The organism is Lonsdalea quercina subsp. quercina (assembly GCF_000688655.1).
In the GTDB taxonomy this organism is placed as follows: Bacteria; Pseudomonadota; Gammaproteobacteria; order Enterobacterales; family Enterobacteriaceae; genus Lonsdalea; species Lonsdalea quercina.
This window is the reverse complement of record NZ_JIBO01000002.1, coordinates 99,015-114,753: the sequence shown is the minus strand read 5'-3', so window position 1 is coordinate 114,753 and position 15,739 is coordinate 99,015. Positions and strand designations below refer to the sequence as shown.

General features: G+C 58.6%; 14 protein-coding genes and 1 pseudogene. 8 read left to right on the top strand and 7 right to left on the bottom strand.

The window, feature by feature from the left end:
- Nucleotides 1-271 precede the first annotated feature (271 nt).
- Nucleotides 272-3,178: an RNA polymerase-associated protein RapA gene (rapA, locus tag RZ35_RS01275; RefSeq protein WP_026741676.1), complete on the top strand. Its 2,907-nt coding sequence runs from the start codon at nucleotides 272-274 to the stop codon at nucleotides 3,176-3,178.
- 68 nt (nucleotides 3,179-3,246) lie between these two features.
- A complete protein-coding gene (gene rluA, locus RZ35_RS01270; RefSeq protein WP_026741675.1) occupies nucleotides 3,247-3,900 on the top strand; it encodes a bifunctional tRNA pseudouridine(32) synthase/23S rRNA pseudouridine(746) synthase RluA in 654 nt (217 codons plus the stop codon).
- Nucleotides 3,901-3,961: 61 nt separating this feature from the next.
- Here the strand turns inward: rluA and djlA are convergent, their stop codons facing one another.
- Complete coding sequence (gene djlA, locus RZ35_RS01265) at nucleotides 3,962-4,849, bottom strand: co-chaperone DjlA (protein ID WP_026741674.1); 888 nt, start codon at nucleotides 4,847-4,849, stop codon at nucleotides 3,962-3,964.
- A gap of 150 nt (nucleotides 4,850-4,999) precedes the next feature.
- Between djlA and lptD the strand changes: the two genes are divergently transcribed.
- The 6 genes from lptD to apaH all read left to right on the top strand — a co-directional run bounded on the left by lptD (nucleotide 5,000) and on the right by apaH (nucleotide 11,839).
- Nucleotides 5,000-7,390, top strand: coding sequence for an LPS assembly protein LptD (gene lptD / locus RZ35_RS01260; RefSeq protein WP_200873738.1), 2,391 nt, complete (start codon nucleotides 5,000-5,002; stop codon nucleotides 7,388-7,390).
- Between the two features lie 100 nt (nucleotides 7,391-7,490).
- Nucleotides 7,491-8,786, top strand: a complete 1,296-nt coding sequence (surA, locus tag RZ35_RS01255; protein ID WP_026741672.1) for a peptidylprolyl isomerase SurA — start codon at nucleotides 7,491-7,493, stop codon at nucleotides 8,784-8,786.
- Complete coding sequence (pdxA, locus tag RZ35_RS01250) at nucleotides 8,786-9,787, top strand: 4-hydroxythreonine-4-phosphate dehydrogenase PdxA (protein WP_026741671.1); 1,002 nt, start codon at nucleotides 8,786-8,788, stop codon at nucleotides 9,785-9,787. Before surA ends, pdxA begins: the two co-directional genes overlap by 1 nt.
- A complete protein-coding gene (gene rsmA, locus RZ35_RS01245) occupies nucleotides 9,780-10,598 on the top strand; it encodes a 16S rRNA (adenine(1518)-N(6)/adenine(1519)-N(6))-dimethyltransferase RsmA (RefSeq protein ID WP_026741670.1) in 819 nt (272 codons plus the stop codon). The genes pdxA and rsmA overlap by 8 nt, the downstream gene beginning before the upstream one ends.
- 15 nt (nucleotides 10,599-10,613) lie before the next feature.
- Complete coding sequence (gene apaG / locus RZ35_RS01240; protein ID WP_026739075.1) at nucleotides 10,614-10,991, top strand: Co2+/Mg2+ efflux protein ApaG; 378 nt, start codon at nucleotides 10,614-10,616, stop codon at nucleotides 10,989-10,991.
- A gap of 2 nt (nucleotides 10,992-10,993) precedes the next feature.
- Nucleotides 10,994-11,839, top strand: a complete 846-nt coding sequence (gene apaH / locus RZ35_RS01235) for a bis(5'-nucleosyl)-tetraphosphatase (symmetrical) ApaH (RefSeq protein WP_051625430.1) — start codon at nucleotides 10,994-10,996, stop codon at nucleotides 11,837-11,839.
- Between the two features lie 149 nt (nucleotides 11,840-11,988).
- Here apaH and RZ35_RS18210 read toward each other — a convergent pair.
- The 6 genes and pseudogenes from RZ35_RS18210 to RZ35_RS01205 all read right to left on the bottom strand — a co-directional run.
- Nucleotides 11,989-12,401 (bottom strand): annotated as a pseudogene (locus tag RZ35_RS18210) (alkaline phosphatase PhoX); the annotation flags it as partial.
- Between the two features lie 80 nt (nucleotides 12,402-12,481).
- The gene (gene folA, locus RZ35_RS01225; protein WP_026741668.1) at nucleotides 12,482-12,964 is read right to left on the bottom strand and encodes a type 3 dihydrofolate reductase; all 483 of its coding nucleotides are present in this window, start codon (nucleotides 12,962-12,964) and stop codon (nucleotides 12,482-12,484) included.
- Nucleotides 12,965-13,070: 106 nt separating this feature from the next.
- Nucleotides 13,071-13,541: a threonine/serine exporter gene (locus RZ35_RS01220; RefSeq protein ID WP_026741667.1), complete on the bottom strand. Its 471-nt coding sequence runs from the start codon at nucleotides 13,539-13,541 to the stop codon at nucleotides 13,071-13,073.
- Nucleotides 13,532-14,308, bottom strand: a complete 777-nt coding sequence (locus RZ35_RS01215) for a threonine/serine exporter family protein (RefSeq protein WP_026741666.1) — start codon at nucleotides 14,306-14,308, stop codon at nucleotides 13,532-13,534. Before RZ35_RS01215 ends, RZ35_RS01220 begins: the two co-directional genes overlap by 10 nt.
- A 36-nt stretch (nucleotides 14,309-14,344) precedes the next feature.
- Complete coding sequence (locus RZ35_RS01210) at nucleotides 14,345-14,587, bottom strand: hypothetical protein (RefSeq protein WP_026741665.1); 243 nt, start codon at nucleotides 14,585-14,587, stop codon at nucleotides 14,345-14,347.
- Between the two features lie 28 nt (nucleotides 14,588-14,615).
- Nucleotides 14,616-15,539 carry an SDR family oxidoreductase gene (locus tag RZ35_RS01205; RefSeq protein ID WP_026741664.1) on the bottom strand — a complete coding sequence of 308 codons (924 nt, stop codon included), beginning with the start codon at nucleotides 15,537-15,539 and terminating at the stop codon, nucleotides 14,616-14,618.
- Nucleotides 15,540-15,739 lie beyond the last annotated feature (200 nt).

Below are 15,739 nucleotides of genomic sequence, written 5' to 3'. Positions count from 1 at the left end.
CGCAGGTCTTTCAGGCCATCGTCTTTGTATGCGCGAACGGCGCACACGTAGCGGGGCGGCATTCGCCTATCGCGCCGACAGGCCGTCAGCGCGCTCGCAAATGACGGCAGGACATCGCTAACTCACACATAACAACACGGGTCATGCCGACCAGGCGCCTGCCATGCCACGACGGGCAATGCAGCATTTACGCCTTTTTCCCGGCAGGTTGGCCGACAATGACTGTCATTCAGACAATTTTCGACAACGACGAGTATCGAGCTAAGCACATATGCCTTTTACACTTGGTCAACGCTGGATCAGCGACACAGAAAGCGAATTGGGATTAGGAACAGTAGTGGCGGTTGATGCCAGAATGGTAACCCTGCTGTTCCCCGCCAGCGGCGAGAATCGCCTCTATTCACGCAATGATGCCCCCATCACCCGAGTCATGTTTAACCCAGGCGATACCGTCACCAGCCACGAAGGCTGGCAGATGCAGGTCGACGAGGTTAGCGACGAAAACGGTCTGCGTACCTATATCGGCCAGCGGCTCGACGATGAGACGCCCGCCCTGCTGCGAGAAGTCTTCCTCGACAGCAAGCTGACCTTCAACAAACCGCAGGATCGCCTGTTCGCCGGCCAGCTCGACCGGATGGATCGCTTTGCCCTGCGCTATCGCNCCCGCCAGCACCTGCATGCTCAGGCCCAGCAACCGTGGAGCGGTCTGCGCGGCATGCGCGCCAGCCTGATCCCTCATCAGCTCTATGTCGCACACGAAGTCGGCCAGCGCCATGCGCCGCGCGTTCTGCTGGCGGACGAGGTCGGTCTGGGGAAAACCATCGAAGCCGGGATGATCATCCATCAACAGCTGCTGTCAGGCCGCGCCGAACGCGTGTTGATCGTAGTGCCGGAAACCCTGCAGCACCAGTGGCTGGTGGAAATGCTGCGCCGCTTCAACCTGCTGTTCTCTCTGTTCGACGACGAACGCTACGCTGAGGCGTTGCTGGATAGCAGCAACCCGTTTGAAACCGAGCAGCTGATCATCTGTTCGCTGAGCTTTGTTCAGCGCAACCCGAAACGTTTTGAACAGCTGGCCAACGCCGACTGGGACCTGCTGGTGGTGGACGAAGCGCATCACCTGACGTGGAGTGAAGCCGAACCAAGCCCGCAGTATCAGGCTATTGAACGACTGGCGAGCGTCACCCCGGCGGTGCTGTTGTTGACCGCGACCCCGGAGCAACTGGGGCAGGAAAGCCACTTCGCCCGTCTGCGCCTGCTGGACCCGAATCGCTTCCACGACTACGCCGAATTTGTGGCCGAACAGCAACGCTATCAGCCGGTGGCCGATGCGGTGACGCAGTTACTGACCGGCGACGAGGCCANCCCGGACGATCTCCAGGCGCTGACGTCGCTGCTGGGCGGACAGGATATCAGCGAGCTGCTGAAAGCCATCAACGCCAAGGACGAGAACGCAGCGCATTCAGCGCGAGAAGAGCTGATCGCTATGCTGATGGACCGCCACGGCACCAGCCGCGTGCTGTTCCGCAACACCCGTCAGGGCGTACAGGGCTTCCCGGAACGTCAGCTACAGACGATCCCGCTGCCGCTGCCTTCCCAGTATCAGACCGCGATCAAGGTGTCCGGCATCATGTCCGGCTCCAAGACCTCCGAGAAGCGTGCTCAGGATATGCTGTATCCAGAGCAAATCTATCAGCAGTTCGAAGATGAAAACGCCACCTGGTGGAGCTTCGACCCGCGAGTAGAGTGGCTGCTCGACTACCTGACCAGCCATCGCGACGAGAAAGTGCTGGTGATCTGCGCCAAAGCCGCCTCCGCGCTGCAGTTGGAACAGGCGCTGCGCACGCGTGAAGCCATCCGCGCCGCGGTATTCCACGAGGGTCTGTCGATTCTGGAACGCGACCGCGCCGCCGCCTACTTTGCCTCGGAAGAGGAAGGCGCTCAGGTGTTAATCTGCTCCGAGATCGGCTCTGAAGGGCGCAACTTCCAGTTCGCCAGCCATTTGGTGATGTTCGACCTGCCGTTCAACCCCGACCTGCTGGAGCAGCGCATCGGTCGTCTGGACCGCATCGGTCAGGAAAATGACATCCAGATTCTGGTGCCTTATCTGGAAAATACCGCGCAGGCGCTGCTGGTCCGCTGGTATCACGAAGGCCTGGACGCATTCGAACATACCTGCCCGACCGGTCGTTCCATCTACGACAGCCACTACGATCGCCTGATCGGCCTGCTTGCCCATCCGGAAGAGCAAGACGGCGTCGACGACTTTATTCGTGAGTGCCGCGCGCAGCACGATGCGCTGAAAGCTCAGTTGGAGCAGGGTCGCGACCGCCTGCTGGAAATGCACTCCAACGGCGGCGAACAGGCGAAAAAACTGTCCGCCGATATTGCCGCGCAGGACGACGATGTCACGCTGGTCAACTTCGCGCTTAATCTGTTCGATATCATCGGCATCCATCAGGAAGATCGCAGCGACAACCTGATCGTGCTGCGTCCGTCCGAACACATGCTGGTGCCTGACTTCCCCGGTCTGTCCCAGGACGGCTGTACGATCACCTTTGATCGCGAGCAGGCGTTGTCCCGCGAAGACGCCCAGTTCATCAGTTGGGAGCACCCGCTGATCCGCAACGGACTGGATCTGATCCTGTCCGGGGATACCGGCAGCTGCGCCGTATCGCTGCTGAAAAACAAAGCGCTGCCGGTCGGCACGCTGCTGGCGGAGCTGGTGTATGTGGTCGAAGCGCAGGCGCCGAAAAAACTGCAGCTCACCCGTTTCTTGCCGCCGACGCCGGTGCGCATTCTACTGGATCGCAAGGGGACCGACCTCGCCGCGCAGGNGGAGTTCGAGAGCTTCAACCGCCAGCTGGCCGCGGTCAACCGCCATACCGCCAGCAAACTCGTGAACGCTGTGCAGCCCGATGTGCATGACATGCTGCAAAAAGCGGAGCCGCTGATCGCAGAACAAGCGCAGAAGGTGATTGCAACGGCCACTCAGTTTGCCGACAAAGCGCTGCGACACGAACTGGAACGCCTCACAGCGCTCAAAGCGGTGAACCCGAACATCCGCGAAGATGAGTTAAAGGCACTGGAAACACAGCGGGAACAGGTGCTGCTGAATCTCGAGCAGGCAAACTGGCGTCTGGACGCCATCCGTCTGGTCGTGGTTTCTCACCAGTAACCGCGCCATGATGGCGCTTATCACTCACGCGGCGAGGAGAGCACCTTGCCGCCAGCTCGGAGTCGGTCATGGACCCCTATAACCCGCCGCAAGACCCCTGGCTACAGGTGCTCTATCAGGATGAGCATCTCATGGTGGTCAACAAACCTAGCGGCCTGTTGTCCGTTCCCGGCCGCGCGCCGGAAAACCGCGATAGCATCATGAGCCGGATTCAGGCGGAACACCCGTCCGCCGAGTCCGTTCATCGGTTGGATATGGCGACCAGCGGCGTCATTGCCGTCGCGCTGACCAAAGCGGCTGAACGTGAGCTTAAGCGCCAGTTCCGCGAACGCGAGCCGAAAAAGACCTATATCGCCCGCGTTTGGGGGCATATGGCGCAGGACAAGGGGCTGGTCGATTTACCGCTGATTTGCGACTGGCCCAACCGTCCTAAACAGAAAGTCTGTTTCACCGAGGGCAAATCCGCGCAAACGTTGTGGGAAGTGCTGTCTCGCGACGATGACGGAACAACCCGGGTAAAACTGATGCCGATCACCGGCCGCTCCCATCAGCTGAGGGTGCACATGCTGGCTATTGAACATCCGATTTTGGGAGATGGCTTCTACGCGCCGCCCGCCGCACGGGCAATGGCGTCTCGTTTGCAGTTGCACGCGCAGGCGCTGTTTATCACCCATCCGGCCACGCATGAGCCGATGCATTTTCGCTGTGAACCTGATTTTTGACGGATCGCCAAGTAACAATAAAATAAGAGTCAATGATGGAGAAGGGGGGCGCGAGGAGACGTTAACGCGAGAACTTGTGAACCTTGAGAAATTCGTAGGCCACCTGAATATCCTGCGCTTTGCGCTTGGAGAGTTCGATCATGCGCGGCGACAGCCCCTTCCCCACCATCTTGTCCGGATGGTGTTCGCTCATCAGCTTGCGATAAGCTCGCTTCACCGTCACCGCATCATCGTTGGAACGTACGCCCAACGTCCGGCAGGCGCTTTCCACGGTCGGCCCCCGCGGAGGTATTGGCGGCCGCTGATGCTGAGAGCGTCCGTTATGNGATTGCCCCCGACGCTGATGCGCATTACCGCCCTGCTGGGACCACCCACCATTGCCGTGTCGAGACTGAGCATGTGATTGTTGCGTCGCGCGTTCCATGGTGCGCAGAAATAGCTCGAACTGCGCCCGCGTCACCCCCAGTTCGTCGGCAAAGACATACAGCAACCGGCGTTCGTTGGGATGCAGCGCGCCGTCGATGAAAGCGACCTGTAACTGAATTTCCAGAAACAGGCGAACCATATCGAAACGACCGATGCAGACATCGCGCAGTTGACGCAGCTTGCCCCGAACTGGGAATTGACGAGACTTGCCTTCACGAAACGCCTGTTGGGCCGCATTGCGCGCTGCTCCACGCAGCTCCAGCCGATCCATGACATGGGTCGCGGCGAGAATATCCGCCTCGGTCACCCGCCCTTTCGACTTGGTGAGATGCCCCATCGCCTGAAACGTGGTGATGTAGAACAGCGCCTGACGAGAGGAGTGTGCGGAAAAAGCGGTACGCCGACGCGACAAGCGGGCTTTGTCAAATAAATGACCCACCAGCAGCCCGATTATCACCGCGCTGACGCCACCGCTGGACGCTGCGCCCATCGCCAGCCCCAGCAACTTTCCCCAATAGCGCATATACTCCTCAAATCCTCATGCCGTCGGCTAAAAATTGCTTTATCATACCCGTCATTTATCTTTGCTCCTAACGGCAGCGCGTAGAAAACGGCGGGGATTTAGCACTGGCGCTGCGCCAGCGCGTGATATAGTCTCTGACGGTTTGCCGGCATGATGCCCCTGATGACGGAACACCTGATACCGCGTATGAAAAAAAGTTTCCCAACTCTGCTGGCCTCGTTAGTGTGGTCAGCGCTCTACAGCCAGCAAGCCATGGCGGACCTCGCCTCTCAGTGTATGCTCGGCGTACCGACGTATAACCGTCCGCTGGTGACCGGCGACACCGGTCAGCTGCCCGTCCACATCCAGGCAGATCACTCCCAGGCGAACTATCCCGACAACGCCGTATTTACCGGCAATGTGAATATTGAGCAAGGCAACCGGGTGATGACCGCCAAGGAGGTCGAGCTGAATCAGATTCAGCAGACGGGNAAAACCGACCCGACCCGCACGGTCACCGCCACCGGCGATGTGCATTACGATGACAATCAGGTGATCCTGAAAGGGCCGAAAGCCTGGTCGAACCTGAATACCAAAGACACTGACGTGTACCAAGGCGACTACCAGATGGTCGGACGTCAGGGCCGCGGCGATGCCAACAAGATGAAGCTGCGCGACGACAACCGATACACCATTCTGGAAAACGGCACCTTTACGTCCTGCCTGCCGGGTGACGATAGCTGGAGCGTCGTGGGTTCGGAAGTCATCCACGACCGGGAAGAAGAAGTGGCTGAAATCTGGAACGCGCGATTCCGCATCGCCGGCGTCCCGATTTTCTACAGCCCGTATCTTCAGCTCCCCGTGGGCGATCGCCGACGTTCCGGTTTCCTGATCCCGAACGCCAAGTATGGCAAAAACAACGGCTTCGAGCTGATGACGCCGTACTACTGGAACATCGCCCCGAATTTCGACGCCACCATTACGCCGCACGTACAGACCAAACGTGGATTGCAGTGGGAGAACGAATTCCGCTACCTGACCCGTGCGGGCGCCGGCGTGTTCGAGCTGGACTGGCTGCCTAACGATAAGCAGTACGACAAAGAGATCAAAGCTGGCACCTATGAGGCCGACAGCAATACCACTCGCTGGCTGACGTACTGGCAGCACAGCGGCGTGCTGAACCAGGTCTGGCGTTTTAACGTCGACTACACCAAGGTCAGCGACCCGTACTACTTCACCGATCTGGAGTCCAAATACGGCTCCNCCACCGACGGCTATGCCACCCAGAAGTTCAGCGCCGCTTACGCCGACCGCAACTTCGACGCCACGCTGTCGACGCGCAGCTATCAGATATTCAGCAATACCTCGGATGTCTATCGCGCACAGCCGCAGCTCGACATGAACTACTACCTTAACGATCTGGGTCCTGTCGACATGCACCTTTACGGGCAGGCGGTGAAATTTACCAACGTGAACCCGGATATGCCGACGGCGACTCGACTGCACGCCGAGCCGACCTTCAACCTGCCGCTGTCCAACGGTTGGGCAAGTCTGAATACCGAAGCCAAGCTGATGGCGACCCACTATCAGCAGAGCAATCTGACTCATTACAATAGCGATACCAACAACACCCCACTGGATGAGTCGGTCAACCGGGTGATGCCGCAGTACAAAGTCGACGGCAAACTGGTCTTTGAACGGGATATGGACTGGGCGAAGGGGTATACCCAGACGCTGGAACCGCGCGCCATGTACCTCTACGTACCGTACCGCGACCAGACCAACATTCGTACCTATGACTCCACCCTGCTGCAAAGCGACTACGCGGGCTTGTTCCGCGACCGAACCTACAGCGGCCTCGACCGGATTGCTTCGGCCAACCAGGTCGCGAGCGGGGTCACCACCCGCCTGTACGACGACGCGCTGGTGGAACGTTTCAACGCCTCGCTCGGTCAGATCTACTACTTCGAACGTCCGCGCACCGGCAACACCAACTCGTCGCTCGACAACAACTACCACAACGGCAGCCTGACCTGGGCGGGCGATACCTATTGGAAGATCGCCGATAACTGGGCAATCCGCGGCGGCGCGCAGTACGACGCCCGCGNGGATAACTTCACGGTCGGCGACGCCGTGGTGGAATACCGCGGTGGCGGCGAACGCATGCTGCAGTTGAACTACCGCTACGCCAGCGCGGAATATATTCAATCCATGCTGAACGACAGTACTCTTCCGGCCTATCAGCAGGGCATTTCTCAGGNGGGGATGACCGGCAGCTGGCCGCTGTCCGAGCGCTGGGCCGTCGTCGGCGCGTATTACTACGACACCAAGATGAACCAGCCGGCCGATCAGCTGATTGGTCTGCAATATTCCACCTGTTGCTGGGCGGTCAATGTCGGTTACGAAAGGAAGATCACCACCTGGAACACCGCCTCCAACAGCAGCGTCTACGACAACAAAGTGGGCGTGTCGTTTGAACTACGCGGTCTAAGCAGCAACTACAGTTTGGGCACAGACAAAATGCTGGCGAATGGCATTTTGCCGTACCAACGCTCTTTCTAATGGTGTACCGCCGGGAACTCTGGCCGCAATAAGCGTCTAATACCGGTAGCAATTCAACATTTAACCCGCCTCCAGGCGGATGACATTTAATGGGAAAGGTATGAACAACTGGAAAGCACTGATTCTGGGACTGACGCTGAGCGTCTCGACAGCGTTTGCCGCGCCGCAGGTCGTTGATCGCGTTGCCGCGGTGGTGGATAACGGCGTCGTGCTGGAAAGTGATGTCAATGGCTTACTGCAGTCGGTCAAGCTGAACGCACAGGGCGCCGGCCAGCAGTTGCCCGATGACGCCACGCTGCGCCATCAGATCCTCGATCGCCTGATTGTTGATAGCATCGTGCTGCAAATGGCCCAGAAGATGGGCGTTCAGATCACGGACGAGCAGTTGGATAGCGCCATCAGCGGCATCGCGGCGCAGAATCGCATGACGGTCGCTCAGATGCGCGACCGCCTGGCGCAGGAAGGCATCAGCTACGATACCTACCGCAGCCAGATCCGCAAAGACATGACCATCGCCGAAGTGCGCAATAATGAAGTGCGCCGCCGCATCACCATCCTCCCGCAGGAAGTCGATGCGCTGGCCAAGCAGGTCTCCAATCAGAACACCGGCGATACCGAGGNCAATCTGAGCCATATCCTGCTGCCGCTGTCGGAAAACCCGACGCAGCAGGAAGTCGATCAGGCCGAAGATCTGGCTAAGCGTCTGGTGAAAGAAGCGAACGAAGGCGCCGACTTTGGCAAGCTCGCCATCACCTACTCCGCCGATCAGCAAGCGCTGAAAGGGGGACAGATGGGCTGGGGTAAACTGCAGGAGCTGCCGACGCTGTTCGCAGAAAGCCTGGTGCAGGCGCAGAAAGGCNAGATAGTCGGCCCAATCCGTTCCGGCGTCGGCTTCCACATTCTGCGCGTCAACGACATCCGCGGCGAAGACAAAACCGTCTCCGTCACGGAAATGCACNCCCGCCACATTCTGCTCAGGCCCTCTGTCGTCATGACGGACGATCAGGCCCGCGCCAAACTGCTGGACGTCGCGCAGCAGATCAAGAGCGGCGGCACCACCTTCGCCGCTCAGGCGCGCCAGCTATCGCAGGATCCGGGTTCCGCCAATCAGGGCGGCGATCTGGGCTGGTCTTCACCTGACGTCTACGATCCGGTATTCCGCGACGCGCTGCTGAAACTGCACAAAGGCGAAATCAGCCCGCCGGTTCACTCCTCCTTTGGCTGGCACCTCATTCAGTTGATGGACACCCGTCAGGTCGATAAGACCGACGCGGCGCAAAAAGAGCGCGCCTACCGCATGCTGTTCAACCGCAAGTTTGCGGAAGAAGCCCAGACCTGGATGCAGGAAAAACGCGCTGCCGCCTATGTCAAAGTGCTGGATGGACAAAGCAACTAATGTCGACTGAACGCAGCACGCCACGCATCGTGATCACCCCCGGCGACCCCGCCGGGATTGGTCCTGATCTGATCGTCTCGCTGGCCCTACAGACATGGCCGGTCGAGCTGGTGGTCTGCGCCGATCCCGCGCTGCTGTTGAACCGGGCACAGGCGCTGAATGTCCCGCTGTCGGTGCGGGAGTATCTTCCCGCTCAACCCGCGCATCCTCAGCAATCCGGTACGCTGACCGTTCTGCCGGTCGAACTGGCCGGGACCGTCGTTCCCGGCCAGTTGAACGTGGAGAACAGCCGTTACGTCGTCGAGACGCTGGCTCAGGCCTGCGACGGCTGTCTGCGTGGCGAATTTGCCGCCCTGGTTACCGGTCCGGTGCATAAAGGCATCATCAACGAGGCTGGCGTGCCGTTTACCGGGCACACCGAATTCTTTGCCGAACGCAGCCATTGCGAGCGGGTCGTCATGATGCTGGCGACCGAGAAACTGCGCGTCGCGCTGGCAACGACGCATCTGCCGCTGAGAGACGTGGCGGATGCGGTCGACCGCCAGTGTTTGCACGAAGTCGTCACCATTCTCGATCACGATTTGCGGACCCAATTCGGTATTGCAAACCCGTCGATCTATGTTTGCGGCCTGAATCCCCATGCGGGCGAAGGCGGTCATATGGGACGGGAAGAGCTGGACGTCATCATTCCGGCGCTCGATGAGCTGCGGGAGAAAGGCATTCAGCTGGTCGGCCCGCTGCCGGCAGACACCTTGTTCCAACCTAAATATTTGCAGCCGGCGGATGCCGTGCTGGCGATGTATCACGACCAGGGATTGCCGGTTCTGAAGTATCAGGGCTTCGGCCGGGCAGTCAACATCACGCTGGGTCTGCCGTTTATCCGTACATCGGTCGACCACGGCACGGCGCTGGAGCTGGCCGCCACCGGCCAGGCCGATCCCGGCAGCTTCAGTACCGCCCTAAATCTTGCTATTAAAATGATTGCTAATCGTAATGAATAATCGAGTACACCAAGGCCACTTCGCCCGTAAACGTTTCGGGCAAAACTTTTTACACGATCATTTTGTGATCGACAGCATTGTCTCCGCCATTCACCCGCAGCCGGATCAGGCGCTGGTGGAAATCGGCCCCGGCCTGGGTGCTCTGACCGCGCCTGTGGGAGAACGACTGAACCACTTTACCGTCGTCGAGCTGGACCGCGATCTGGCCGCACGGCTGGAAGTCCATCCCGCGTTGAAAGATAAGCTCACCATCATTCAGCAGGATGCCATGAAAGTGGACTTCGCCGAGTTGGCGCAGCAAATCGGCCAGCCGCTGCGGGTTTTCGGCAACCTGCCCTATAATATTTCCACACCGCTGATGTTCCATCTGTTCAGCTATACTCAAGCTATTCGCGACATGCACTTTATGTTGCAGAAAGAGGTGGTCAATCGGCTGGTCGCGGGTCCTAACAGTAAAGCCTACGGCCGTTTGAGCGTCATGGCGCAGTATTACTGCCAGGTTATCCCGGTACTCGAAGTTCCGCCCACCGCATTCAGACCGGCGCCAAAAGTCGACTCTGCGGTCGTGCGGCTGGTGCCTCACACGNCGTCGCCTTATCCTCAGGTCGATACCCGAGTGCTGAGCAGAATTACTACGGAAGCTTTCAATCAGCGCCGTAAAACGCTGCGCAACAGTCTGGGCAACCTGTTTACGCAAGAGCAGTTGGCGGAACAGGGCATCAATGCCAACGATCGCGCAGAAAACGTGACTGTAGAGCAGTATTGCAAGCTCGCTAACTGGCTCAGCAGTCAGCCTACGACGCAGGAATAAACTGGAGTTGTCGTCATGATCAACGCGCCCCGAGTTTGCATACAGGTTCAGAGTTTCTATGTAGAAGCACAGTCTGCGCCGGAAGAAGATCGCTACGTCTTTGCGTACACCATCACTATCCGCAATCTGGGGCGCCACGACGTCAAATTGATGAGCCGTTACTGGCTCATCACCAACAGCAACGGGCGTCAGACTGAAGTTCAGGGCGAAGGCGTCATCGGCGTTCAGCCCGTCATACATCCCGGCAGTGAATTCCAATATACCAGCGGCGCCATTCTTGAAACGCCGTTGGGAACGATGGAAGGCCATTACCAGATGCTCGACCATCAGGGTGAGACTTTCCAGGAATCTATCCCGGTATTCCGCCTGGCAATCCCTTCATTGATACACTAATTATGGCTACCTATCTTGTTGGCGATGTTCACGGTTGTTTCGTTGAACTGGAAGCGCTATTGGCGCAAGTTTCTTTCGATCCCGCGCGGGATACGCTATGGCTAACCGGCGACCTCGTCGCCCGCGGCCCCGATTCATTGCAGGTACTGCGCTTCGTGCGCTCGCTGGGTTCGTCGGTACGCATGGTGCTCGGCAACCACGACCTGCATCTGCTGGCGGTCTACGCCGGCATCAGCCGTCAGAAAAGCAAAGACCGGCTGGACGCGCTGCTCGCCGCGCCGGATATCGACGATCTCATCAACTGGCTGCGTCGCCAACCGGTGCTGCAGGTCGATGAGGATCTTAAGCTGGTGATGGCTCATGCGGGGATTACGCCGCAATGGGATCTGGACACCGCGCAGATGTGCGCCCGCGAAGTCGAATCCATCTTGAGCAGCGACAGCTATCCGTTATTTCTGGATGCGATGTACGGCGACATGCCGAACAACTGGTTGCCGGAACTGAGCGGCCTGCCGCGACTGCGCTTCAGCACCAACGTCTTCACCCGCATGCGCTACTGCTTCAGCGGCGGACAGTTGGATATGATGTGTAAAACACCGCCCGCGCAGGCGCCGTCCATGCTTAAGCCCTGGTTCAATTTACCCGGACCGGTGCCAAGCGAATACGCCATCGCCTTCGGGCATTGGGCATCGCTGGAAGGCAAAGGCACACCGGAAGGCATCTATGCGCTGGATACCGGCTGCTGCTGGGGAGGCTCGCTGACCTTGCTTCACTGGGAAACGCAGCGCTATTACCACCAGCCGTCCCAGTTTATGCGGCAGGATGACAACGCGCAAAACGCCGGGTAAACGCATCGGAATCGGAGGGGCATAGCCTCCCCGTTCGCAAGAAAGCGAAAAGACATGAGCGTGAAAAAGAGATGCCGAGAGGCATCTCTTTTTTATTCGTGCCTGAGCGCTTCCCGCAGACAGCGTCAAGTGACTCGGCGTAATGACGTTTACCCCGACGTTCGAATGACTGACCTACGCATCGATGAACGAGGGCGTACACCGTTGTGAGGGAAGNGCGAATCGTCCTCTTCACCCGGATGCGGCACGTTAACGAACATCGTACGGTAGTCCTGTGTGAAGGAGGTTTAGATCAATTCACAGGACTTCAGCCCTATCATAAAACGTTCGATCTCGCCGCAGACGGGATCGCCTGCCAACATAGGGTGATACCCTGTCCGGCGAAGTCACCGGTGTTGCTGTAATTACCGTCCGTCAGGATCCACCGCCCTTCCCGGTTGCATCTCAAACCATCCAGGCTGTTAAACGTATTATCCGCCGTGATGTTGGGCGCACCACGGTTGACGCCTTCCGGATATCCGCACAGCACATACCTGTCCCACACGAACGCTTGAGCGACGGCTGGCATCGACCTGAGCGCCCGCTTTTACATTAGAGCGGGATAAAGAAANCCCGCCGGTAAGCGGGTTTGAGAAGAGAGGGTTAGCGGCGTTCCAATATTTCGAAGCAGTAGTGGTGAGAATTGCGTTCATCCGCTTCGTGAAACTCGCTGAACGTAGAGCGCCACTCATCCGGCTCATAGTCCGGGAAGTGAGTGTCGCCTTCGACTTCGGCGTCAATGTGCGTCAAATAAAGCCGTTGTGCCAGAGGCAACATCTGCCGATAAATACTGCCGCCGCCGATGACCATGACCTCTTCGACATCGCCCGCCTCCGCCAGCGCCGCCTCCGGTGACGTCACCCAAATCACGCGGTCATCGTCGCCCGGCTGACTGCTGATCACGATATTGCGCCGTCCCGGCAGCGGCTGACCGATAGAGCGGAACGTGCTGCGCCCCATCACAATGGGCTTATCGAGCGTATTACGCTTGAACCACGCCAGGTCAGCTGGGAGATGCCAGGGCATGGCGTTTTCCATCCCAATAACCCGGTCCACCGCCATCGCAGCAATCAAACTAATAACCATGGTAGAACCCTGTAGGCAAAAAAAATTGTTGCCACTATACGGAAAGCCGGTTCGGGCGTCGATAAATGAACCGTATCCAAATTTGTTCTCTGAGGTCTCTGATTTGTCATACTCCCGGACGCCGGTGATAAACCCACAATCCGGGCAGCGACAGTCCGATGGAGAGCGCCCCGACGATGAAGCTGGCCTTGAGAAATTGAGTGATCAACTGCTGCATTAACGCCTCGCTATAGCCCTGGTGCGACAGCTCCACCACTGAGATCATCGCCGTATAGGCGGAAATGCCGGGGAACATCGGGATCACCGCCGCAACGGTGAATACCTTGGGGTGCGCCAGCAGCCAGCGCGACCAGTGAATGCCCAGCGCGCCGATCAGGATAGCAGCCAGCATGGAAGCCCATTCAATATGCAGGCCGAAATGGATCAACAGAAAGCGGGAGCCATGCCCCAGCGCGCCGAGCACGGCGCAATAATGCAACGCCCTTACCGGCACATTGAACACGATAGCGAAACCGAGCGCCGGTACGGCGGCCAGCGCCATGTCCTGCAATAACATCCAGAGAAGTTCTAAGCCCATCCACGCAGCCCCCATATCGCCATTGCCGATACCACGCCGATACAGGTGGAGAGCGTCAACAGACTGGCGATCGCCCAGCGCGCCAGCCCAGTGTTGACGTGCCCTTTGAACATATCTGCCACCGCGTTAATCAAGGGAAAGCCCGGAACCAGCAGCAGCACGCTGGCCGCCATCGCCACCGTGGCGGAATTCTCCAGCCCCGGCACCCGCATCAGCAGTCCGGAGGCCGAAGTAGCGACGAAGGCGGTAATGCAGAAGTTGATCAGCGGATTAAAGCTGCGGACCGTCAGCAGTTGGCGCACATACATCGCCAGCCCGCTGGCGAGCAGCGCGATGAGAAACGCATCCCAGCCGCCGCCGTTCAACCGGCTGAAACAGCCGCAAGAGAGCGCGACGATGCTCACGACAATCCAGCGCGGGTAACGCAGCGGTTTGATGTGGTCGAACCGCTTCGCGACCTCCTGAACGCCCAGCAGGCGATGCTCGGCCAAAATCACGACATGCTGCACCTCCGTCACCACGTGCATATTGATACCGCGGTCCTCATTTCTGCGTGTGGTGGTCAAACAGTGTCCATTGACGATCGTGCTCAGCACCACGGCATTCGCGGAAATTGAACTCTCCACGCTGTCGGCGCCCAGCGCCTTCCCCAGACGGGAGGATAATTGCTCCACTACCGTACTTTCCGCGCCGTGCTGTAGCAGCATCAGCGCACATTGAATACACAACCGGGTGATGTCCCGTTGAGCGATACCTGAACTGATCATGTTGATGCTCCGATCCGACTCAAAAGTCCCGAGAATTCACGCTGTCGCAGACAGCGGCGGCTCCGCCGCGCCGTCGCTCATGGCGGATGGTTCGAACAGGCCGGCCACAGCGTGATCGGAAACATTATGCACGAATTTTTCGCGATGAATTTGATGACGATAGGAATTACGGCAGCTAGCCAGGGAGAGGAACCAGAGCAAGAGTACAGCAGGATGGGCTTCAACGTAGTGAAACCAACAGGGCATCGACGTGGTCGTATAATGACGAGGAACGGCCATCGCCGCTCCACGCCAGAGACGATGATGACTACACTGTGCCGGTGCCGCCATCCGCACACCACACCTGACCAGATGTGTAACTGGCTTCGGCCGAGGCCAGCGTGACATACAGCGGCGCGATTTCCACCGGCTGCCCCGGACGTCCCATCGGCGAACTCGCGGCAAACTGCTGCACCATCTCCATCGGCTGGCCGCCGCTCGGCTGTAGCGCCGTCCAATAGGGTCCCGGCGCGACCGCATTGACACGGATCCCTTTGCCGGTGATCTGTTTCGCCAGCGCCTTGGTGAACGCCACATTACAAGCCTTGGTCTGCGCATAATCCAGCAGAATCGCGCTCGGGTTAAAGGCCTGGACCGAGGTCGTATTAATAATCGCCGAGCCGGGTTTCATATGCTGCAACGCGGCTTTGCTGATCCAGAACGGCGCGTAAACATTGGTTTTGAACGTGGCGTCGAACGCTTCGGTCGTCAGTTGCGCAATCGACTCCACATACTGCTGGCGTCCGGCGTTATTCACCAGGATATCCAGCCCGCCCAGCTTATGCACCGCTTCGTCCACCAGTTTGTGGCAGAACGCTTCGTCGCGAATATCGCCCGGTATCGCCACAGCCGTACGGCCTTCGGCGCGAATAAGGTCGATGACCTCTTTAGCGTCAGACTCTTCTTCCGGCAGATAGTTGATCGCGACATCCGCCCCTTCACGCGCATAGGCGATCGCCACCGCGCGGCCAATACCGGAATCTCCGCCGGTCACCAGCGCTTTTCGTCCCTCAAGTCGGCCCGTACCGCGATAACTTTCCTCGCCGTGATCCGGCTGCGGCTGCATCTTGCTCGCCAGCCCCGGCGGGGTTTGCGGCTGGCTGGGAAACGGGGGCTGGGGGTAGGCGTCGACCGGATTTTTGCCGGTTAAAGCGGGACGTGAAGACTGACCTTCTTTCTCATGCGAAGCCATACTTATCTCCTGATAAAGGATGTTCAGACGGATAAAAAACACTCACCCGCACAGGTTGGAGTCACCCTTTAAGCGTAGACGCTAAATGCGTCTTTTTCAGGAAAGGTAGTCTTTTATGCTACCGAATAAAGATTCAACATAATGAAATATCGATAAAAAACGGGCCAATCGGCATAACCGATCGGCCCGTTTATCGACCC